We start from the raw sequence: 18,110 nt of genomic DNA, 5'->3' as shown, positions 1-18,110 counted from the left end.
AGGGGGGAGGGATTAAAAACGCACCGGGAGTTTACGAGCCGCCGCCGAACGGGTCACTCGGCCCCGTCGGTTCCGGTCAGAAGCCCCTCGAGGGCCGGCGGCGTGTCGGCGGTCCCCGTCACCGTCCCGTCTTCGACGAGCCGGGCGCCCTCGCAGTCGACAGCGGGAACGACGACGGTCTCGTGGTCGGCGAGCCGGAGCGCGGCGCGGTGGAGGTCGTCGCCGGCGGGCGCACCCACCTCGATGGCGACCGGCTCGAGCAGGCGGGCCGCGACGGTCGCGTAGCCGGCCACCTCCACGCCCATCCGCTCGGCGGCGTTCGCGAAGGCGTCGACCGCGGCGCGGGCGGCCTCCCGGTAGCGGTCCTCGCCGGTCAGTAAGGCCAGGTCGAGCAGCGCGTCCGCGCAGTCGACGTTGGTATCCAGCGGCACGAGCGGGCGGTCGAGCAGGCCCGGCCCGCCCGGCCGCCCGTCGAGGAAGGCGCCGTGGTCGGCCTGGAGGTGCTCGACGGTCCAGTCCGCGACCGCCCGGGCGGGGCCGGGCTCGCCGAGCACCTGCCAGGAGGTCGTCAGCCCACGGAGCAGGCGGGCCTGGTCGACCAGCAGGCCGGCCTCGCTGTCCGGGCCGTCGTAGTGGCGGACCTCGCCGCCGTCGACCAGGGTCTCGCAGACGTGCTCGCGGGCGCGGCGGGCGTAGCTGGTCGCGCGGTCGTCGTCGGTGTAGCGAGCGTAGGTGAGTAGCCCGTCGACAGCGAGCCCGTTGCGGTCCGCGAAGACCGTGTCGTCGACCGGCGGCGCCTCGGCCTCCTCGCGGTCGGCGGGCTCGAGTGTAAAGTACTCGGGGTCCCCGCCCTGGCTGGCGGCGACGGCGTCGCCGGTCCACAGCGTCGTCGTCAGATAGTCGACGGTCCGCTCGGCGGCCTCGCGGTAGGACTCCTCGCCGGTGTAGCGGTAGGCGTGGGCAAAGGCGCGGAGGACGGCGGCGTTCTCGTCGGCGAGCTTCTCGCGGCGGGCGTTGGTCCAGTTGCGGTTGCCCGCAAAGCGGTAGAAGCCGCCGTCGTACGTATCCAGGAGGTGGGTCCGGACGGCCTCCAGCGTGCGGGTGGCCTGGTCGCGGGCCCGGACGAGCGCGAACTCGACGGTCCGGGGCAGCGGGAACTTGACGTCGGTGCCCCAGCCACCGAACTCGTCGTCGTAGGCCGCGAGCAGCTGCTCGACCATCGCCTCCTCCGCGCGGGCGTCGACCCGACCGCCCGGTGGCTCGGCGTCCCGGAGTGCCCGGGGGACCGAGCCCGCGCCTTCGCCCTTGCCGTCCCAGGTGCGCCGCACGCTGTCGAGGATCCCGCGGAACCCCTCCACACCAAGTGCGGTCGCGCCCGTGAGGACGTCGCCCTCGGGGGTCAGGAAGACCGTCGAGGGGAACCCGCCCATGTTGTACCGCTCCCGGACCCGGGGGCGGCGGTCGGCGTCGACCCGGACGGGGACGAAGCCGTCGTTGATGTTGGCGGCGATCCGTGGCTCGCTGTAGGTGGTCGCGTCCATCTCGCGACACTCGGCGGACCACGGCGCCATCAGTGCGAGCAGGACCGGCTGGCTCCGCCGGGCCGCGGCCTCGAAGGCGTCAGCCCCCCACTCCCGCCACTCGACCTTCGTGGTGTCCATGCCCACCCTCGGGTGGTCCCCGTCTTGAAGCTTGCACTACGACCTTCCGGTCACGCTCGTGGTGTTTGACTCTGCGACTCTGGGGCTTCGACTTCCGAAACCATCAAAGAAGCCGCCCGTCACCCCCCTCGATCCCGCCTGACCTGGACAGACGAGCGGGCGCGCGCTGTCGCGGCGGCTCTGCCGCGACAGCCGGCGTGCGAGGGATGAGCGAGCGAGCGACGCGAGGGAGCGAATCGGCTGGGGAGGCGTGTGGTGCTGGGTGGGACTGAAAGGGGCGAGGCGTTGCGGGAAGCACGCCGACGCAAGCACGCGACCGACGGGAGCGCGCACAGCGAGGCGCGCGACCGCAACGCCTCGGGGCTTTCTTGATGATCTGAACCCGGTACTGACAAAATAAACACCACAGACTGCACTCACTCAGAGTCGAGCAACCCATCCAGAACCACATCCGCGTCAAACCGCACAGGGTCGGTCGCAGACACACCCAGCGACTCAGCATACGCATCCACAGCCTCCCGCGCAGCATCCTCCCCTGCCAGCCCAGACGTGTTCAGGATCCCGGCCTCAACGGCACACTCGCTGACCGGCGCGGCCACGTCCTCGTACAGCCGCGCGTACGCCTCGACCGGCGGAACCGAGAACGATTCGTAGCCGTGGACGGCCTCCCGGCCGGCCTCGTGACAGAGCGCGAGCGCGTCGGGCTGGGCGCCGTGGAGGATCGCGAGCGTCACCGCGGAGTACGCGGGGTGAGCGAGCGCGCCCTGTCCTTCCACGACCAGCAGGTCCCGGTCGCCCTCCTCCCGGACCATCCGCTCGACCGCGCCCGCGGCGAAGTCGCTGACGACCCGGTCGACCGCGATCCCCCAGCCGGCGAGCATGATCCCCGTCTGGCCTGTCGGGACCACGGCGGCGTCGAGCCCCCGCTCGCGGGCGGCGTCGCGCAGCTCGAAGGAGGCGGTCATCTTCCCGACCGAGCAGTCCGTCCCGACCGTACAGACCACCCGCGCGTCCACCGCCCCCGCCGTCCCCTCCGCGACCGTGAGGTCGTCGGGCGGCCGGCGGACGTCCCGCAGCTCGCAGCCGTACTCCTCGGCCAGGCGGGCGAACTCCTCGTCTTCGGCCAGAAAGTAGTGCAGCCCCGCGATTACGTCACAGCCGCGCTGGAGGGCCGTTCGGACGTCCGGCCGCCAGGACTCCTCGAAGCCGCCGCCGATGGGCGCGATGCCGACCACCAGCGCATCGCAGTCGGGAGCGTCAGCCATCCCCGCCACGACCGGGGCGTCCTGGACGCCGTCGAGGTGGTCGCGGACCCGGTCGCCGGCGCGCTCGCGGTCCAGCACGGCCACGACCTCGTGGTCACCGTAGCGCAGCAGGCCGACCGCGGTCTTGGCGCGGCCGGGGAACTTCCCGTGGGCGAGGATGGCGACTCGCATACCCGGACAACGGGGGCGGGGATTAAGTGTTCCGTGTCGCCGGATACTTACGCCGCTCCGGGAACAGGGGAGTATGGAACGAAGGCTTCCCGCAGTCGCCCTCCTCGCTGTGACTCTCACAGCCCTCGCGCTCTCCGCGGCAGTCGCCGCCCCCGCCGGCGCGCAGACCGCGACGCCGACGGACGCGCCGACGAACGGCTCCGGGGCCGACGACGCGGTCGGGACGGCCATCGAGGTCTCCTTCGACGGCTCGCTGACCGACGCCGAGCGCGAGCGGGCCGCCGGCGTCGTCGAGGCCCGGCTCGCCGGCTCACCGGGGTACAACGGGACCGTCCGAACGACCGAGGGGGGGCTGCTCGTGCAGGCCCAGCCGACCGCGCCGCCCGCGGTCGTCGACCTGCTGCTCCAGCGGGGCAACGTCACCGTCACCGCGCGCACGCCCGAGGGCGGCGACGCCACGCTGTTCACCAACGCCGACGTCCGCGGGACCGGCGGACTCCGGCAGGGGTCGGGCGCGGTCGTCCTCCCCGTCTATCTCACACCCGGTGGGGCACAGAACATGTCGGCCACGCTGGTCCGGCTGAATCACACCTCGAACCCGGGGAGCTGTGACCGGGCCAACCGGACGGGCTACTGCCTGCTCGTCCGGCTGGACGGCTCGGTGGTCAACGCCGCGGGCATCACGCCCCGCTTCGCCGACGTGGTCGCGGCCGGGAACTTCACCGGAGAGCGCGGGTTCGCGGTCGCGACGGAGACGGTCGACCCCGCCGTCCGGCTCCAGGTCGCGCTCGCGGCCGGCCCCCTCCCCGCGAACGCCACCGCCACGAGCGTCGAGAACGTGACCGCCTTCGAGGGTGGGACGGAAACGCCGACGGACGGCCCGTCTACCGCGACCCCGGGCGCGGATTCACCGACCGCGACGCCTGCCGGGGCCCCACCCACCGAGACACCGACGGGTGGTACGGAGACGTCCGTCACGACGGGTGACGGCAGCCCCGGATTCACGCCCGCAGCACTCCTGGTGGCGCTGCTCGCGCTCGCGGCGCTCGCGGCTCAGACGCTCCGGAGCTGAACCGTCCAGAACTCCTCGGCGGCGTCCGCCAGCGCGGGCTCGGGCTCGCCGGTCGCGTCAACGGTCGCCGTGACCGTCGCCAGGTCCGCGAGCGACCCCAGTACCGACCGCTCGCCGACCAGGTAGAGCCGGTCGACCGGCCGCTCCTCCAGGGCCGCCCGGCACCGCTCGAGGTGGTTGTCGATCTGCTCGTCGCGCAGCCGCTCGAAGCGGGCCTGCGAGAAGCCGCCCTTGGAATGCTGGCTCTTGATGTCTTCGTCGAAGCCGTGGAAGGCAGTCCGCTCGCCGTCCTCGTAGACGCCCATCGCGAACAGGTCAGAGCGAACGAGCGCGAGGGTGTACTCGCCGCGGGGCTGGAACCACTCCCGCTCCAGGCGGGCCCGGTCGTCCCACTCCACGAAGGGGTCCGGAGCCACCGGCGTCGAGAGGCAGGCCCCCACCAGCCCCATGTCGTCGGCCACGACCAGGCAGGGGGCGGCCCGCGAGACCAGCGCCGCCCGCTCGCCCAGCGCCCGCCGGACGGCCTCGGGCACGTCGTGGCCGTCGGCGACCATCGCGGTCAGGACCCCCTCCGGGCCGGTCTCGAGGCGTTCGAGCCGGGCGAGTGCTTCCTCGAGTCGCTCGCCCCGCAGGCTCGCCTCCGCGCGGAAAGCGAGGTCGCCCTCGCCCTCCTGGAGCCGCCGGACGCGGTCCTCGAGTTCCGTGACGCGGTCCTCCAGCCTGTTAACCTCGCGTTCGGCCTCCTGGCGTGCGGTCGCGGCCTCGGCGCGACGCTCCTGCTCGGCCTCGAGCTGTGCCTGCAGGTCGGCCTTCTCGGCTTCGAGGTCGGCGATCCGGTCTTTCAGCTCCGTCCGGCCGAGCAGGTCGTCCAGCATCACCCGGAGCCGGGGCGCCGAGGGGCTTAAACGGCGGGGGACTCGGCCAGCGTCAAAAGCTGGGCGGCCCGGTCGTCCTTCGCGAGAAAGACCTCCGTCAGCGTCGGCGGGTTCGTGACCCCCTCCTCCTCGAGCAGTCCGGGCGGGACGGTCAGGGTGTCGGCCGGGACGCCCTCGGCGCCCTCGACGGCGAAGTGTGTCCGGCCGAGTTTCATCACCGGCGGGACGTCCCTGTCGTAGAGGCGTTCGGTCACCTGCTCGTGCTGTCTGTGGCACATCCCCGGGTCACCGTCCCGGGGTTCGACGTACAGTCGGCCCAGATAGTAGCCGCGGGAGAACCGTTCGAACATGCGGTCAGGTGTGTGTTATCATTACCCATACTTAGCTCTTGCCGCCGTCCCAAATGCTGTGCGGGTCGGCCGCGGGCGGGGGGGCAGACGTCCAGAGGGGATCCCCGCAGGGTCTCGGGCTTCGCGATCCCGGACTGGCTGCGAGAGGTCGAGAGAGGGTTTTGAACGCTTTCAGACGGATTCAGACGGTATCGGCGGCAATTGAACGGTCCAAACGAGTCTCCGTATTTAAGTCGGGGTAGGTCCCAGGTGGCGGTATGGACACCAGTCGGTTGGTCGCGGTCGCCGCCGTCCTCGCGGCCGTCGGGATGACTGTCGTCGCGCCGGTCGCGGCGGTCGCGCCGGTCGACCCGGTCCCGCAGGCCGGCGGCAGCGGGGCTGGGGACAACGGGGCCGCGAACGGCGGGGCCGACAACCGGACGACGAACGGCTCCTTCGGCGCCCAAGTGACGTCCTTCATGCAGGCCAGCGCCGCCAGCGCGAACAGCTCCGTCGAGTCCGGCGTCTGGCGGGCGTCGGTCAACCGCTCGGCTCAGCCCGAACGGGCGGTCGAGAGTCGCGCAGCGGCCCTCGAACGTCGCCTCGACCGGCTCCGGAACCGCTCCGCGGAGCTCGCTGCCATGCGCGGGGAGATCCCGGAGGTGGCGTACACCGCCCGGGCGAGCGCGCTCCGGGCCCAGGTCGACGCTCTCCGGACCGCCGTCAGCGAGGCGAACGAGACGGCCCGGCAGGTCGGCGTCAACGCCACGCGGCTCGACCGGCTCCGTGACCGGGCGGCGAACACGACCGGCCCCGAGGTGGCCGCCCTGGCCCGCAACATCACCGACGTGGGACGCGGGCCGCCGCCGGGTGCCGGCCCGCCCGATCGAACGCCACCGCAGGCGGGTCCACCGGGAGATGGAACCCGCGGACAGCCGGGAACCGGGACCGGCGGACCGCCCGGAGAGGGGCCGCCGAATGACGGACCGCCCGAGTCACCGGACAACGCCACCGAGTCGGGAAACGGGACCGGCGGCCCGGGTAACGGCGGGCCGCCTGACGACCCCGGCAACGGAGAGAGCGGCGACCAGGACGGCGAACGGGGCGACGGTCGCGGACCGCCCGGGGACCGCGGCAGCGGGCAGGGCGGCGGAAACGCCGGGAACTCGTAGGACCTCCACCGGCGCCGCGTCGGGTATCTCGACTCCGTCACCAGCAGTGGGACGACCTGGCCGGCCGGTCCGGGCTGGCGGCTCTGTCGACGACACATTCTTATACGGCTATCGGTTACGTCTGGTAAATGGACTCCGCCGAACTCCTCGATCTTCTCGGGAACGCGAACCGGCGGCGGATCCTGCGGTTGCTCGCCCGGAAGCCCTGTTACGTGACCGAGATAAGCGAGTATCTCGGGGTGAGTCCGAAGGCGGTCATCGACCACCTCCGGAAGCTCGAGGAGGCGGGGCTGGTCGAGAGCCGAGTCGACGAGAAACGGCGGAAGTACTTCTCCATCTCGCGGGCGCTGCGCCTGGAGGTGAGCGTCTCGCCGTACGATTTCGGCACCAAGAGCGCCTACCCGGCCAGTTCGGGGCTGGACACGACCCGGTGGCGCTACCTGAGCATCGAGGTCGACAGGGACGATGGGGCCGACGACGGGGACGGCGCAGATAGAGATGACGAAGTCGAGGGACTCTCGGAGATGGCCCGCAAGCTCCGCCGGCTCGAGCGCCTCGAGAACGAGCTGTCGATGGCACAGCGGTGGGCCCAGGGGCGGGTCACCGACCTCCGCGAGCGCATCGCCGAGGAGGTCGAGGACGGCGACCCCCGGCTGGTGACGGCGGTGCTTCGGGCGCTGGCCGACGAGCCCGGCGACACCGAGGCCGTGAGCCGCCGGGTCGAGGCCCCGCCGCGGGTCGTCGAGCAGGTCCTGACCGAACTCGCCGGGCGCGACGTCGTCGTCGAGGACGACGAGGGCTGGCGACTCCCCGACTGAGCGCCCCAGTATGTATTTGTAGCTCCGCCGGCCCGTTTGTGTGCGGTTAGGAGGATTCGGGAGCGAAGCCGCGAACAACAAGAGAGTTCGGCCTTGTTGAAACCATTAGTCAGTGATAGGTTTCAGCGGCTGTGTTGAATAGAGGGCGCGAATACAGCAGTTATTTGTGAGTGTTGTTTGTGTGTCACGCCGAATTCTCGCTATCTCTCAGCGGGTGGACCAACTGTTAACACGGTCTACGTAGAAATTATAGAAGCGTTCGCGTTGGGATATGGACAGCGAGAGCTGTGGGCCGAACGCACCAACGGAGGAGACAATGCCAACAACAGCCGAGGAAAACAAGGGTATCGCCCGTCGTATTATTGAAGAAGTCGTAGAGAAGGGAAGCCTCGACGCAGTTGACGAACTCTACACTGAGGACGCTGTGGAACACACCCCGATGGGTGACTTCAGTGGCCACGAAGCGATCAAAGAAGGATTCAAAATGACTCGCCGTGCGTTTTCAGACTACACGGTGACTGTCGATGATATAATCGCAGAAGGTGATACAGTCGCTGCCCGACTGACGGAGCGTGGAACCCACGACGGTGAGTTCTTGGGGATTGATCCAACCGGGCAAGAGTTCGAGCACCAGACAATGGCCTTCCTTCGCCTGGAGAATGGGAGGGTCGCGGAATGGTGGATACAACCGGACAATCTCGGACTCATGCGACAATTAGGTGTCATCGAACCGCCCGGCGAGTAACGCGTTTCACTGCTCAGATTTTCGGCATGAACGACTCGGCCGGCCCGAACGCGGGTTTCAAGTCGGCCCTTCCCGAACCCGGATTCATGAACACCGGCGACAGGGTCCGCGTCGAGCGCGGCGGCGACAGCTTCGAGGGGGTCGTCCTCCCCTCCTCGACGCCCGAGCACATCGTGGTGAAACGCGAGAGCGGTTACAATGTCGGCGTCGACCGCGAGGCGGCGACGGTCGAGGTGCTCGAGTCCGGCGTCTACGACATCGAGACCGGGGAGACCGAGGGCGAGTCGGCCATCGAGTTCGACGACGACCTCCCCACGGTCTCGCTCATCTCCACCGGCGGGACCATCGCCTCGACGGTCGACTACCGGACCGGCGCCGTCACCGCACAGTTCGACGCCGAGGACGTCCTGCGAGCGGTCCCCGAGCTCGCGGGGCTGGCCAACTACCGGGGCCGCGTCGTCGCCAACATCCTCTCGGAGAACATGACCCCGAAGGTCTGGCAGGAGCTGGCCGAGGCCGTCCACGAGGAGATCGAGGCCGGCGCCGACGGCGTCGTCGTGATGCACGGCACCGACACGATGCAGTTCACCGCCTCCGCCCTCTCGTTCATGCTCGACACCCCCGTCCCGGTGGTGTTCACCGGCAGCCAGCGCTCGGCGGACCGGCCCTCCTCCGACAACGTGATGAACGCGGTCTGTGCGGTCGAGGCCGCGAAAAGCGACTGCGCGGAGGTGCTCGTGTGTATGCACGCCGACGAGTCCGACGAGCGGTGTGCGCTGCACCGCGGCACCCGAGTCCGGAAGAACCACACCTCCCGCCGGGACGCCTTCGAGACCGTCGGCGCGAACCCCCTCGGGGAGGTGGTCTACGAGTCCCGCGAGGTCTCCTTCCGGCGGGCGTACGAAGAACGCGGCGAGACCGAACTCGCGCTCCACCCCGACCTCGAGGAGTCGGTCGACCTGCTGAAGTTCACACCCGGGACGGATCCGGAACTGCTCGCAACCCTCTCGGACCGCGACGGCGTGGTCATCGAGGGGACGGGGCTGGGCCACGTCAACACCGCGTGGATCGACACCGTCGAGGAACTGGTCGACGGCGGCACCCACGTCGTGATGACCAGCCAGTGCATCGAGGGCCGTGTCTGTGACCGGGTCTACGACACCGGCCGGGACCTGCTCGACGCCGGTGTCGTCGAGGGCGAGGACACCCTCCCGGGGACGGCGATGGTCAAACTGATGTGGGTGCTGGCGAACGCCGACTCCGTCGCGGACGCGATGAGCGAGTCGCTGGCCGGCGAGATCCAGGACCGCTCGACTCCCTGGCGATGAGCGTCCGACAGGCCCGCGCCGACGACCACGACGAGGTCGCCGCCTTCACCGAGGGGACCTGGCCCGACCGCGAGGCCGAGGACTACATCCCCGACGTCTTCCCGGAGTGGGTCGAGACCGACGGTCCCGACCAGCACACCGCGGTCGTCGAGGTCGAGGCGGAAGACGAGAACGGAAGCGGGGACCGCCGGGTTGTGGCAGTCTGTCAGGCGAAGCTGCTGGCGGAGGACGAGGGGTGGCTCCAGGGGATCCGCGTCGCCCCCGACCACCGCGGCGCGGGCCACGGGGCGGCCCTGGTCGAGTACCTCTTCGAGTGGCTCCGCGAGCGGGGCGCCCGCGTCGCCCGCAACCTCGTCTTCGACTGGAACCCCGCCGGCATGGGTCAGTCCCGGACCGTGGGGTTCGAGGTGCGCGCCGGCTGTCGGTTTCTCCGGGTCGACGCGGCCGAGAGGGCTGTCGACAGCGAGGTCAACCGCGACCCCGGGCGGGCCTGGCACTGCTGGAGTCACAGCGACGCCCGCACGGCCCTTTCCGGGCTGGCGCTGGCCGACGGGGAGCCGTGGGCGTTCACCGAACTCACCCGCGAGCGGGTCGAAGCGGCGTCGCCGCTCGCGATACTCGACGGCGGGACGCGGGCGATGGCAGTCCGGCTCGAGACCCGCGACCCCGACCACCGCGATGGCGCGGTGGCCGACTACGCCGCGGCGGCCTGGGAGCCCGGCGCCGGTGAGGGGCTGTTCGACGCCGTCCGCGCGGACGCCGCCCGCGCGGGCGCCGACGAGGCCCGCGTGTGCGCCCCCGCGACCCCGCGACACACCGCGGACGCGGGGGCTGCCCGCGCCACCTTCGACCAGGGTGGGCTGGTGTTTGCGACCGAACTCTAACCGCCACTGACCGGCGGGAAAACCGCGAGTTCGTCGTCGGGCGCGACGCGCGTCTCCCAGCCCGCCCCCGCGGCGAAGGGGTCCTCGCCCTCGTGGAGCAGCCGGATGTGCTCGCGGAGTTCGCCGGACTCCGCGAGGATCTGGTCCTCGAGGGCCGGCTCGGCGGCCAGCAGCGCGTCGAGGGCCTCCCGCAGGGTCGTCTCGCCGTCGGCCGGGACGGTCACCTCACTGCCGGCGGTCTCGGCCAGGGTCGCGAACAGCTTCCACTGCACGCCCGGGGCTCGGCGCCCTGGCAGCAAAACCCTAACCCTTGGGCACCGCTACCCGACCCCCGCCGCTCACCGCGACCCCGGCCGGTCCGCGGCCGCGACCGCGCCGCCCGGGTCGGCCCCGGACTCCGTTCCGCGGGCCGGGTCGGCGGCCCGCTCCAGCCGCCGAAGCGCCTCCGGGGACGCGATGGCGAAGAGCGTGTCCCCGGCAGCGAGCGTGCGGTCGCGCTCTGGCAGCGTAACGGTCCCGCCATCTGGTGATTCGACGGCGACGACCACGGGCGAGAGTGCGCCGACCGGGACCCCCGCGAGCGGGCTGTCGGCGGCGACGGTGACGGAGCTGAACGTCTCCCGGGCGGCCCGCAGCAGCGAGACGAACTCCCGGTCCGGGCGGTCGTCGGCGGGGAGCGTGACCAGCCGATACGCGGTGTCCGGGTCGAGCTTCGGGGTGTCGGCGGCGTCGACCGCCAGGGTGGCGACGTCCCCGCTGGTCCCGCGGAGTTCGGCGGTGAGCACCCGCTCCATCGGGTCGGTCTCCCAGACCTGAACGGTGTCGCCGGCGCTGGCCGCGAAGGCGGGGTCGGCCCTGACCGCGACGGCCCTCGTCCCCGGTGGCAGGGTCGGTCCGATGCCGGCCGCCCGGGCACCGACGGCGAGGTACTCGACGGACCCCTCCTGTGTCAGGTCGACGTCGACGTGCCCGACGGCGTAGTCGCTCCTGAGGCGCTCGACCAGCCGGTCGCGAAGCTGCGCGACGGTGAGCCCGCGCGGGAAGACGAACGTCGTCCCGGCGAGCTGCTCTTTCGTCTCCCGGGGAACGGGGTCGTAGCCGACGACGTCGCCCACCTCCTCCGGGAGCTCCACCCTGATGGCTCGCCCGACGGTCCGGACCAGCCGGCCGACGCCGCCGTCGACGGCCTCCTCGCCGCCGGTGACGGCCTCGACGGCGAAGCGGTCACCGGCCCGCCGCCCGAGCAACGCGCCGCCGGTCCCGCTGCCGAATGCGACGATGTTGAACAGGGCGGCCCGGACCGTCGCCGCGTCCCCGGAGCCGGTGATCGCCTCCCCGAGCGCGGTCGTGGTGTTCAGGTAGACCGCGACGGCCGCGAGCCCGAACAACAGCGCCAGCCCCCGGGGCACTCGCTCGCGGACGTACCACCGGTGGGCGACCGCGACGGCCGCCGCGACCCCGCCGGCGAGGACCGCGAGCCCGGCCAGCTGTGCGGCGAGCTGCGCCACACTGCCGACCAGCGCCATCAGTCGTCACCGCCCCCTGTCCCGGTCCGGCGTCCGGCCAGTGCATCGGCGAGCCCCTCGAGTGCGTCGGGCTCGCCGACCGCGAACAGCTCGTCGTCCGGGTCGAGTGTCGTCCCGCCGCCCGGCGCGAACTGCCAGCCGTCGGCCGTCCGGACGGCGAGTACCGTCGCCCCGAACTCCTCGCGGACGCGGGCGGCCCCGACGCTCCGGCCGGCGAGCGCGCTCCCGTCCCCGACGGTCAGCCGGCGGACCCGCCGCCCGGCCCGGCGCAACAGCGACACCGCCTCGTACTCCCGGCGGGTCCCCCTGGACTCGACGACCACCTTCGCCCGGTCGACGCCCAGCAGCGTCTTCACGTCGGCCCGGGAGACGGCGACGGTCAGTCGCCCCTCGCCGCCGTCGGTCGTGGGTGCCCGTACGGGCGCCGGACGGTGGCCGTCGCCGCCGTCTTCATCGTCCGGGCCGTCCTCGGCCGGCGCGGTTGGCTGGCTGACTGCCGGCGTCGTCGCTCCCGCACCGTCGGTCCGGGCGCTGACGACCGTCCCCGCCACCTCGGCGTCGGGGGTGGCGACAGTTACCTCGTCGCCGCGGGCCAGCCCCGTCGGGACGAGTGTCGCGACGGAGACGGCCTGGCGGCCCTCGTCTACCCGCTTCGAGAGCCCCGAAAAGGGCGGGGCGGCACTGACCGTCGCCCGGCCGCGTTCGTCGACGGACACCGAAACGTCCGCGAGGTCGAACTCCGTCCGGAGCCGGTCGGCAACCCGGGTCTCAAGTTCGTCCAGCCGGAGGTCGGCGGGGAAGCGCCGCTCGACGGCCCGCAGGTCGGCCCGCAGGTCCTCGGGAAGCGGCGGGTACCCCTCCACGTCGCCCACCTCGCCGACCACGCGCACCCGGACCTCGTCGCCGCCGACGATGTCCGCGAGCTCCGTCGAGAGCGTCCGGCTGCGCAGCCCCGACAGCGTGAGCCGGCGGGGGAACTCCGCGCCCATCGTATCGCCCTTCTGGTGGGCGTACATCGCCAGCATCGCCACCACGACGATGGCGGTGACCAGTCGCGGTGCGTCGGGGTTCTGGGTGATGGTCTTGTCCGCAAGCGCGAGCAGCCCGCCGTTGACCCCGGCGAGCGCGACCGCCAGCACCGTCACCCCGAACGCGGGGATAGTGATATCGATGGTGTACCTGAAGACGAACGCGAGCCCCCAGGAGACCAGCGCCGGGATGACCCCGACCAGGAGCCCGAGATAGATGCCGAGAAGCACTTCCACCGGGAGCGAGGCCATTGCCCCCGGTTCGACCGTCCGGATGAAATGGCTGTCGGCGCGGGTCCGGTCCCGGGCGGCCCGGGCGCGGACGCGAAGCCTTTAGAGACCCGACTCCGACGACACGGCTATGGCGACGGCCACGCGGCGGGCGCTGTTCGCGGCGCGCGCGGCGGTCCTGCTGACGACGCTGGTTGCGCTGCTCTCGCTCGCGACCGGCATCGCCAACATCGCCACCCAGCAGGTGTCGGGTCCGCTGGCGACCTTCGTCCCGGAGACCGTCCGGCAGACCGCGGGCTTTACCGGGACGCTGACGGGCTTTCTGATGTTGCTCGGCGCGTGGGGGCTGCGCCGGGGCTACCGGGCGGCCTGGTACTCGACGACGGTGCTTTTCCCCGTGACTGCGGCCCAGGGGCTGGTCCAGGCCAGCGTCTTCTCGCTGCCGCTGGTGGCACTGTCGCTGCTCTCGCTGCCGACGCTCTTTCTGAACCGGAAGCGCTTCGACCGGCCGGTGGCGCTCTCGACGGCCCAGCAGGCAGCCATCTTCGCGCTCGCGGGGACGCTGGTCTACGGGACGGCGGGCGCGTACGCGCTGCGCGACCAGTTCGCAGGCGTCGCCAATCCGACGGACGCGCTGTACTACACCATCGTCACCGCGAGCACCGTCGGCTACGGCGACGTGACCGCCCAGTCCGCCCAGGCCCGGCTGTTCAGCATCTCGGTGGTCGTCCTCGGGACGGCCAGTTTCGCCATCGCGCTGGGCTCGGTGCTCGGTCCGGCCATCGAGGCACGCCTCTCGCACGCGCTCGGAACCATGTCTGACAAACAGTACGACCTGCTCGAGGACCACGTGCTGGTGCTCGGCTACGGCGAGCTGACGGAACCGCTCATGGAGGCACTCGCGGACACGGAGTTCGTGGTCGTCACCGACGACGAGGACCGCGTCTCCCGGCTCCGGAGTCAGAACATCAACGTCGTCGCCGGCGACCCCAGCGACGAGGACCCCCTCCGGGACGCGGGGGTCGACCGCGCCCGGGCGGTCATCGCCGCCACGGAGAACGACGCCGACGACGCCTTCGCTATCCTGACCGCCCGCGAGCTCAACCCGGAAGTCCGGATCGTCGCCGCCGCCACTGCCCGCGAGAACGTCGAGAAGCTCCGGCGTGCCGGCGCGGATACCGTGCTGAGCCCCACCGTCATCGGCGGGCAGCTGCTCGTCCGGTCGGCGCTCTCCGGGAGCGACGTCGAGGGGGTCGCCACCCGCCTGCTCGAGTCCGACGGGGACGGCCGGGACTGACGGCCGGCGAAACGCCTGCGCCGGCTCGGGGGCCAGACTGAAGCGTCGCCGGCTCCTCCCGGCAGCCGATGGGCCATCACACGTTCGACGCGGCGAAAGCCGACCGACTGGAGGGACCCGAGCGGTACCGCCGGGTCTCCGCGGAGGAACTGCTCGGGGCGCTGTCGCTCGACGGGACGGAGACCGTCATCGACGTGGGCAGCGGCACCGGCTTCTACACCGACGACGTTGCCGTGGCGGCCGGCCGCGTGCTCGCCGTCGACGTCCAGCCCGCCATGCACGCCTTCTACAGCGAGAAGGGGATCCCCGACAACGTCTCCCCGGTCACGGCCGTCGCCGACGCGCTTCCTCTCACCGACGGCAGCGTCGAGGCGGCGTTCTCGACGATGACCTACCACGAGTTCGCCACCGCCGGCGCGCTCGCGGAACTCGCCCGCGTGCTCGCGCCCGGCGGGCGGCTCGTCGCCGCCGACTGGAGCGGTGACGGGGCGGGCGACGCCGGCCCACCGGTCGCCGAGCGGTACACGCCGGCGGAGGTCCGCGACCAGCTCTCGGAGGCGGGGCTGACGCTCGAACGCCTCGAGGAGCGCCCCGAGACGTTCCTGTTCGTGGCGACGGTGCCGGGGGTCTGACCGCCGGCGCGGCCGGCTCAGTTCCGGTCGACGATAGCCACGTCGACGTCGAGGTCGCCGACCCGCCGGAAGGTCGGCGGCGAGACCAGCCGCGAGGCCCGGCTCCGGTCCCGGCTGGCACCCATGACGACGAGGTCGTATCCGGGGCCGTTGCGCGCGAGGAAGTCGCCGATATCGGTGGCGGCGACCCGGGTCTCGATGTCGCCCTCGAAGGGCTCGACGAGGTCCGAGAGCATCGACTCCGCCCGGCGGCGGTCGCGCTCGCTGCCCCCGTCGATGCAGGTGGCGACGGAGACGAAACCGGTCTCGCCGGCCAGCCGGGTCGCGAAGTCGACCATCCCGTGGGCGACGTCGCTGGTCCCGCGGACCGGGACGAGCACCCGCCCCCACGCGGTCCGCTCGGCCGTGGCCCGGTGGACGAGGACGTCCTGTTCGCCGCGAAACAGCGTCCGGACGAAGGGCGCGAGGCGCCCGTCAGCGCTCTCGTAGGGGGCCGCGATGAGGTCGCAGTTGGTCCGGGTCGCGGCGTCGAGCGCGGTCCGTCCGGGGTTCTGGCCGGCGACCGCCACCACCACCTCGCAGGGGACCCCCGCGAGCGTCTCGACGCGGTTGGCCTGGACCTCCAGCCGGCTCACCGCCTCCGAGACGGCGCTGCCGTCGGCCGGGCGGCCCGGCTCCCCCCGACCGGTACCCGCGTCGCCCGCGGCGCGGCCGCCGGCCCCTGGGCCGCCGTTCGCGAGCCGGGCCGCGCCGTGTTCCGCGATGAGCGCCCGCTCGGCCTCGGCCAGCCAGTCCTCCTCGACGAGGTCGAGCAGGACGACCTTCCCGGCGCGGTGGGCCGCCGCCAGGCGGGCGGCCAGGACGGCGGTCGTCTCGGCCCGCGGCCCGCGCATCGGCACGAGGACGTGGTCGTCGCCTCTGGCGGCCTCGTAGAGGTAGCGGTCGCGCTGCTCGTAGACGCTGCGCCGCCAGAGGGCAAACCCCCCGGCGACGACCGCGCTCGAGGCGGCCACGCTGAGCACGTACAGCCCGGGGCGCTCGACCCGGGCGTGGACGAACAGGGTCAACAGTGCCGTCGAGAACGCCGCCGGCTCCTCGGTGTCGAGCAGCCAGGTCACCAGCCCGGTCAGAAAGACCGCGAGCGCCGCGGCGAAGGCGTTGACCTCGCCGGCGGGCGTCTCGTAGACCAGCCCCGCGCCGGCGACGGCGACCCATCCACAGACCGCGCCGGCGGTGAGCCCGCCGACGAACCGCGAGACGGAGGCGTACCGCCCCTCCGGGTCCGCGAACAGCGTGTACGCCCCGGAGGCGAGCGGCGGGAACAGCAGGAAGGCGAGCTCCGAGACGGCGTTCGAGAGATAGGTGACCAGCCCGATCAGAAGCGGCACGAGCAGGAGCACCGAGAGGTGGACGACGGTCTGGGTTCGTTCGAGGTGCCGGCGCAGCGCCCGACGCCGGCGTCGCCCGGCCCGCCGTGCCCGTCCGAGCAGCCGGCGCACACGGTCTCGCGGGTTCGGGCACATGTCCGGTGCTCCCTTTCGGAGTCCCGCCCTTAACGCTCCCGGCGCCGACCGCCGGCTGCTGTCTGCTGCCTGTCGCCGCCCGCTACACACCGCCCGAAACCGGTTGCAGCCGGCGACCGGTCGATACCGATGCCGCCGACGACCGGCCCGACTCGTAGCCCCTTTGAGGGGCCGGTCCGAGAGTCGGAGTATGCCATCGGGAACGCTCGAGGACCAGGAGACGGAACCGGAGACCGACGACCCGCTCGTGTGGACGCGTGACCACACGCCGCTACTGCGGTCCTTTGCCGAGGAGTTCGGCCGCGAACGGCCCTTCGACGGGCTGACGGTCGCGGTGGCCTCGCACCTGGAGACTAAGACCGGCGTGCTCATCGAGACGCTCCGCGCGGCGGGCGCCGAAGTCCTGTTCGCGCCCTCCGAGCCGCAGTCGACCCACGGCGACGTGGTTCAGTTCCTCGACGCCCAGGAGGGGTACGAGGCCTTCGCCCGCGAGGGGATGACCGACGAGGAGTTCGAGGAGGCCCAGCACGCTCTGCTCGAACGGGAGCCCGACATCATCCTCGACGACGGCTGTGAACTGATCGCGAAGGTCCACGACGCCCACCCCGAGGTCGCCCGGAAGGTGCTCGCGGGCGGGGAGCAGACCACCGCCGGGATCACCCGGCTGGAGGCGATGGACCGCGAAGACGTGCTCGAATTCCCGGTCTACGGCGTCAACGACACGCCGATGAAACACTTCTTCGACAACGTCCACGGGACCGGCGAGTCCGCCCTGGCGAACGTGATGATCACGACAAACGCCATGGTCGCCGGGAAGACCGCCGTGGTGGCCGGCTACGGCTACGTCGGCCGCGGGGTCGCCAGCAAGCTCCGCTCGCTGGGCGCGGAGACGGTCGTCACGGAGGTCGACCCCCGGCGGGCGCTGCAGGCACACATGGACGGCCACCGGGTTTCGAACATGGCCGAGGCCGCGCCGGAGGGGGACCTGTTCCTGACGGCGACGGGCAACCGCGACATCATCCGCGGGGAGCACTTCGAGGCCATGGAGTCGGGCGCGAAACTCGCCAACGCCGGCCACTTCGACGTGGAGATCGTCGTCGACGACCTGGCGGCGATGGCCGACCGAACGAGCGAACCCAAGGAGGGGGTCACACGGTACCACCTGCCCGATGGCCGCCACATCGACCTGCTCAGCGAGGGCCGGCTCGTCAATCTCACCGGCCCCTACAGCCAGGGCCACCCCGCAGAGGTGATCGACATGACCTTCGCGATGATGTTCATGGCGGCCTACGACCTCTCGAAGCGACACGACGAGCTGGAGCCGGGGCTGTACAGCGTCCCCGACCGGGTCGACCGCGAGGTTGCGGAGCGCAAGCTGGCGACGCTCGGGACCGACATCGACGAGGTGACGGAGAGCCAGTCGGAGTACGAGGCCGACTGGCGCCACGGCGACCAGTTCTGACCGCGGCCGCCGTTTCCGGCCGCGCCGGCGCCACCGACCCCGTTCAGCACCATGGTCGTAAGTTGCCACAAGTGGCAATATATATCCGTTC

At 71.8% G+C, this 18,110-nt stretch carries 17 protein-coding genes; 9 read left to right on the top strand and 8 right to left on the bottom strand.

Features of this window, described 5'->3' with window-relative positions:
* Window positions 1-53: 53 nt before the first annotated feature.
* Entirely contained in the window at window positions 54-1,661 is a 1,608-nt protein-coding gene (locus GN153_RS01520) for a DUF255 domain-containing protein (protein ID WP_159899082.1), read from the bottom strand.
* A gap of 416 nt (window positions 1,662-2,077) precedes the next feature.
* Window positions 2,078-3,097, bottom strand: coding sequence for a DUF1611 domain-containing protein (locus tag GN153_RS01515; protein WP_159899080.1), 1,020 nt, complete (start codon window positions 3,095-3,097; stop codon window positions 2,078-2,080).
* Between the two features lie 73 nt (window positions 3,098-3,170).
* Between GN153_RS01515 and GN153_RS01510 the strand changes: the two genes are divergently transcribed.
* Window positions 3,171-4,169, top strand: a complete 999-nt coding sequence (locus GN153_RS01510) for a hypothetical protein (RefSeq protein ID WP_159899078.1) — start codon at window positions 3,171-3,173, stop codon at window positions 4,167-4,169.
* Here the strand turns inward: GN153_RS01510 and GN153_RS01505 are convergent.
* Window positions 4,151-5,044: a Vms1/Ankzf1 family peptidyl-tRNA hydrolase gene (locus GN153_RS01505; RefSeq protein WP_159899076.1), complete on the bottom strand. Its 894-nt coding sequence runs from the start codon at window positions 5,042-5,044 to the stop codon at window positions 4,151-4,153. The two genes, GN153_RS01510 and GN153_RS01505, sit on opposite strands and share 19 nt — an antisense overlap.
* 26 nt (window positions 5,045-5,070) lie before the next feature.
* Entirely contained in the window at window positions 5,071-5,394 is a 324-nt protein-coding gene (locus GN153_RS01500) for a DUF5802 family protein (RefSeq protein WP_159899074.1), read from the bottom strand.
* A 257-nt stretch (window positions 5,395-5,651) separates the two neighbouring features.
* Here GN153_RS01500 and GN153_RS01495 point away from each other — a divergent pair, with 257 nt between their 5' ends.
* The 5 genes from GN153_RS01495 to GN153_RS01475 all read left to right on the top strand — a co-directional run bounded on the left by GN153_RS01495 (window position 5,652) and on the right by GN153_RS01475 (window position 10,320).
* A complete protein-coding gene (locus GN153_RS01495) occupies window positions 5,652-6,545 on the top strand; it encodes a hypothetical protein (RefSeq protein ID WP_159899072.1) in 894 nt (297 codons plus the stop codon).
* Between the two features lie 128 nt (window positions 6,546-6,673).
* Window positions 6,674-7,363: an ArsR/SmtB family transcription factor gene (locus GN153_RS01490; protein WP_159899070.1), complete on the top strand. Its 690-nt coding sequence runs from the start codon at window positions 6,674-6,676 to the stop codon at window positions 7,361-7,363.
* A gap of 271 nt (window positions 7,364-7,634) precedes the next feature.
* Complete coding sequence (locus GN153_RS01485; protein ID WP_201287783.1) at window positions 7,635-8,108, top strand: ester cyclase; 474 nt, start codon at window positions 7,635-7,637, stop codon at window positions 8,106-8,108.
* An 86-nt stretch (window positions 8,109-8,194) separates the two neighbouring features.
* On the top strand, window positions 8,195-9,436 hold the full coding sequence (gatD, locus tag GN153_RS01480; RefSeq protein ID WP_159899068.1) for a Glu-tRNA(Gln) amidotransferase subunit GatD: 1,242 nt from the start codon (window positions 8,195-8,197) through the stop codon (window positions 9,434-9,436).
* The gene (locus tag GN153_RS01475; RefSeq protein WP_159899066.1) at window positions 9,433-10,320 is read left to right on the top strand and encodes a GNAT family N-acetyltransferase; all 888 of its coding nucleotides are present in this window, start codon (window positions 9,433-9,435) and stop codon (window positions 10,318-10,320) included. The genes gatD and GN153_RS01475 overlap by 4 nt, the downstream gene beginning before the upstream one ends.
* On the opposite strand, the gene GN153_RS01470 is transcribed toward GN153_RS01475, so the two are convergent.
* The 3 genes from GN153_RS01470 to GN153_RS01460 form a co-directional block, all read right to left on the bottom strand.
* On the bottom strand, window positions 10,317-10,592 hold the full coding sequence (locus tag GN153_RS01470) for a ubiquitin-like small modifier protein 1 (RefSeq protein WP_159899064.1): 276 nt from the start codon (window positions 10,590-10,592) through the stop codon (window positions 10,317-10,319). The genes GN153_RS01475 and GN153_RS01470 overlap by 4 nt on opposite strands.
* Window positions 10,593-10,658: 66 nt before the next feature.
* Window positions 10,659-11,846 carry a TrkA C-terminal domain-containing protein gene (locus tag GN153_RS01465; RefSeq protein WP_159899062.1) on the bottom strand — a complete coding sequence of 396 codons (1,188 nt, stop codon included), beginning with the start codon at window positions 11,844-11,846 and terminating at the stop codon, window positions 10,659-10,661.
* Window positions 11,846-13,126 (bottom strand): TrkA C-terminal domain-containing protein, encoded by a 1,281-nt coding sequence (locus GN153_RS01460; protein ID WP_159899060.1) that lies wholly within the window; start codon window positions 13,124-13,126, stop codon window positions 11,846-11,848. Before GN153_RS01460 ends, GN153_RS01465 begins: the two co-directional genes overlap by 1 nt.
* 109 nt (window positions 13,127-13,235) lie before the next feature.
* Here GN153_RS01460 and GN153_RS01455 point away from each other — a divergent pair, with 109 nt between their 5' ends.
* The gene (locus tag GN153_RS01455) at window positions 13,236-14,402 is read left to right on the top strand and encodes an NAD-binding protein (RefSeq protein WP_159899058.1); all 1,167 of its coding nucleotides are present in this window, start codon (window positions 13,236-13,238) and stop codon (window positions 14,400-14,402) included.
* Between the two features lie 68 nt (window positions 14,403-14,470).
* On the top strand, window positions 14,471-15,034 hold the full coding sequence (locus tag GN153_RS01450; protein ID WP_159899056.1) for a class I SAM-dependent methyltransferase: 564 nt from the start codon (window positions 14,471-14,473) through the stop codon (window positions 15,032-15,034).
* A 17-nt stretch (window positions 15,035-15,051) separates the two neighbouring features.
* On the opposite strand, the gene GN153_RS01445 is transcribed toward GN153_RS01450, so the two are convergent.
* The gene (locus GN153_RS01445; RefSeq protein WP_159899054.1) at window positions 15,052-16,557 is read right to left on the bottom strand and encodes an HPP family protein; all 1,506 of its coding nucleotides are present in this window, start codon (window positions 16,555-16,557) and stop codon (window positions 15,052-15,054) included.
* A 190-nt stretch (window positions 16,558-16,747) separates the two neighbouring features.
* Here GN153_RS01445 and GN153_RS01440 point away from each other — a divergent pair, with 190 nt between their 5' ends.
* The gene (locus GN153_RS01440; RefSeq protein ID WP_159899052.1) at window positions 16,748-18,019 is read left to right on the top strand and encodes an adenosylhomocysteinase; all 1,272 of its coding nucleotides are present in this window, start codon (window positions 16,748-16,750) and stop codon (window positions 18,017-18,019) included.
* The last annotated feature ends 91 nt before the right edge of the window (window positions 18,020-18,110 follow it).

Source organism: Salinirussus salinus, assembly GCF_009831455.1.
Taxonomy (GTDB): domain Archaea; phylum Halobacteriota; class Halobacteria; order Halobacteriales; family Haloarculaceae; genus Salinirussus; species Salinirussus salinus.
This window is presented reverse-complemented; position numbering and strand designations above follow the sequence as displayed.

Bases quoted from the DNA above. Each gene is read 5' to 3' on its own strand.
- GN153_RS01505 (WP_159899076.1), bottom strand. From the start codon at position 5,044: ATGCTGGACGACCTGCTCGGCCGGACGGAGCTGAAAGACCGGATCGCC.
- GN153_RS01445 (WP_159899054.1), bottom strand. From the start codon at position 16,557: ATGTGCCCGAACCCGCGAGACCGTGTGCGCCGGCTGCTCGGACGGGCA.
- GN153_RS01520 (WP_159899082.1), bottom strand. From the start codon at position 1,661: ATGGACACCACGAAGGTCGAGTGGCGGGAGTGGGGGGCTGACGCCTTC.
- GN153_RS01465 (WP_159899062.1), bottom strand. From the start codon at position 11,846: ATGGCGCTGGTCGGCAGTGTGGCGCAGCTCGCCGCACAGCTGGCCGGG.
- GN153_RS01475 (WP_159899066.1), top strand. From the start codon at position 9,433: ATGAGCGTCCGACAGGCCCGCGCCGACGACCACGACGAGGTCGCCGCC.
- GN153_RS01455 (WP_159899058.1), top strand. From the start codon at position 13,236: ATGGCGACGGCCACGCGGCGGGCGCTGTTCGCGGCGCGCGCGGCGGTC.
- GN153_RS01515 (WP_159899080.1), bottom strand. From the start codon at position 3,097: ATGCGAGTCGCCATCCTCGCCCACGGGAAGTTCCCCGGCCGCGCCAAG.
- GN153_RS01485 (WP_201287783.1), top strand. From the start codon at position 7,635: ATGGACAGCGAGAGCTGTGGGCCGAACGCACCAACGGAGGAGACAATG.
- GN153_RS01440 (WP_159899052.1), top strand. From the start codon at position 16,748: ATGCCATCGGGAACGCTCGAGGACCAGGAGACGGAACCGGAGACCGAC.
- GN153_RS01490 (WP_159899070.1), top strand. From the start codon at position 6,674: ATGGACTCCGCCGAACTCCTCGATCTTCTCGGGAACGCGAACCGGCGG.
- GN153_RS01460 (WP_159899060.1), bottom strand. From the start codon at position 13,126: ATGGCCTCGCTCCCGGTGGAAGTGCTTCTCGGCATCTATCTCGGGCTC.
- GN153_RS01500 (WP_159899074.1), bottom strand. From the start codon at position 5,394: ATGTTCGAACGGTTCTCCCGCGGCTACTATCTGGGCCGACTGTACGTC.
- GN153_RS01510 (WP_159899078.1), top strand. From the start codon at position 3,171: ATGGAACGAAGGCTTCCCGCAGTCGCCCTCCTCGCTGTGACTCTCACA.
- GN153_RS01450 (WP_159899056.1), top strand. From the start codon at position 14,471: ATGGGCCATCACACGTTCGACGCGGCGAAAGCCGACCGACTGGAGGGA.
- gatD (WP_159899068.1), top strand. From the start codon at position 8,195: ATGAACACCGGCGACAGGGTCCGCGTCGAGCGCGGCGGCGACAGCTTC.
- GN153_RS01495 (WP_159899072.1), top strand. From the start codon at position 5,652: ATGGACACCAGTCGGTTGGTCGCGGTCGCCGCCGTCCTCGCGGCCGTC.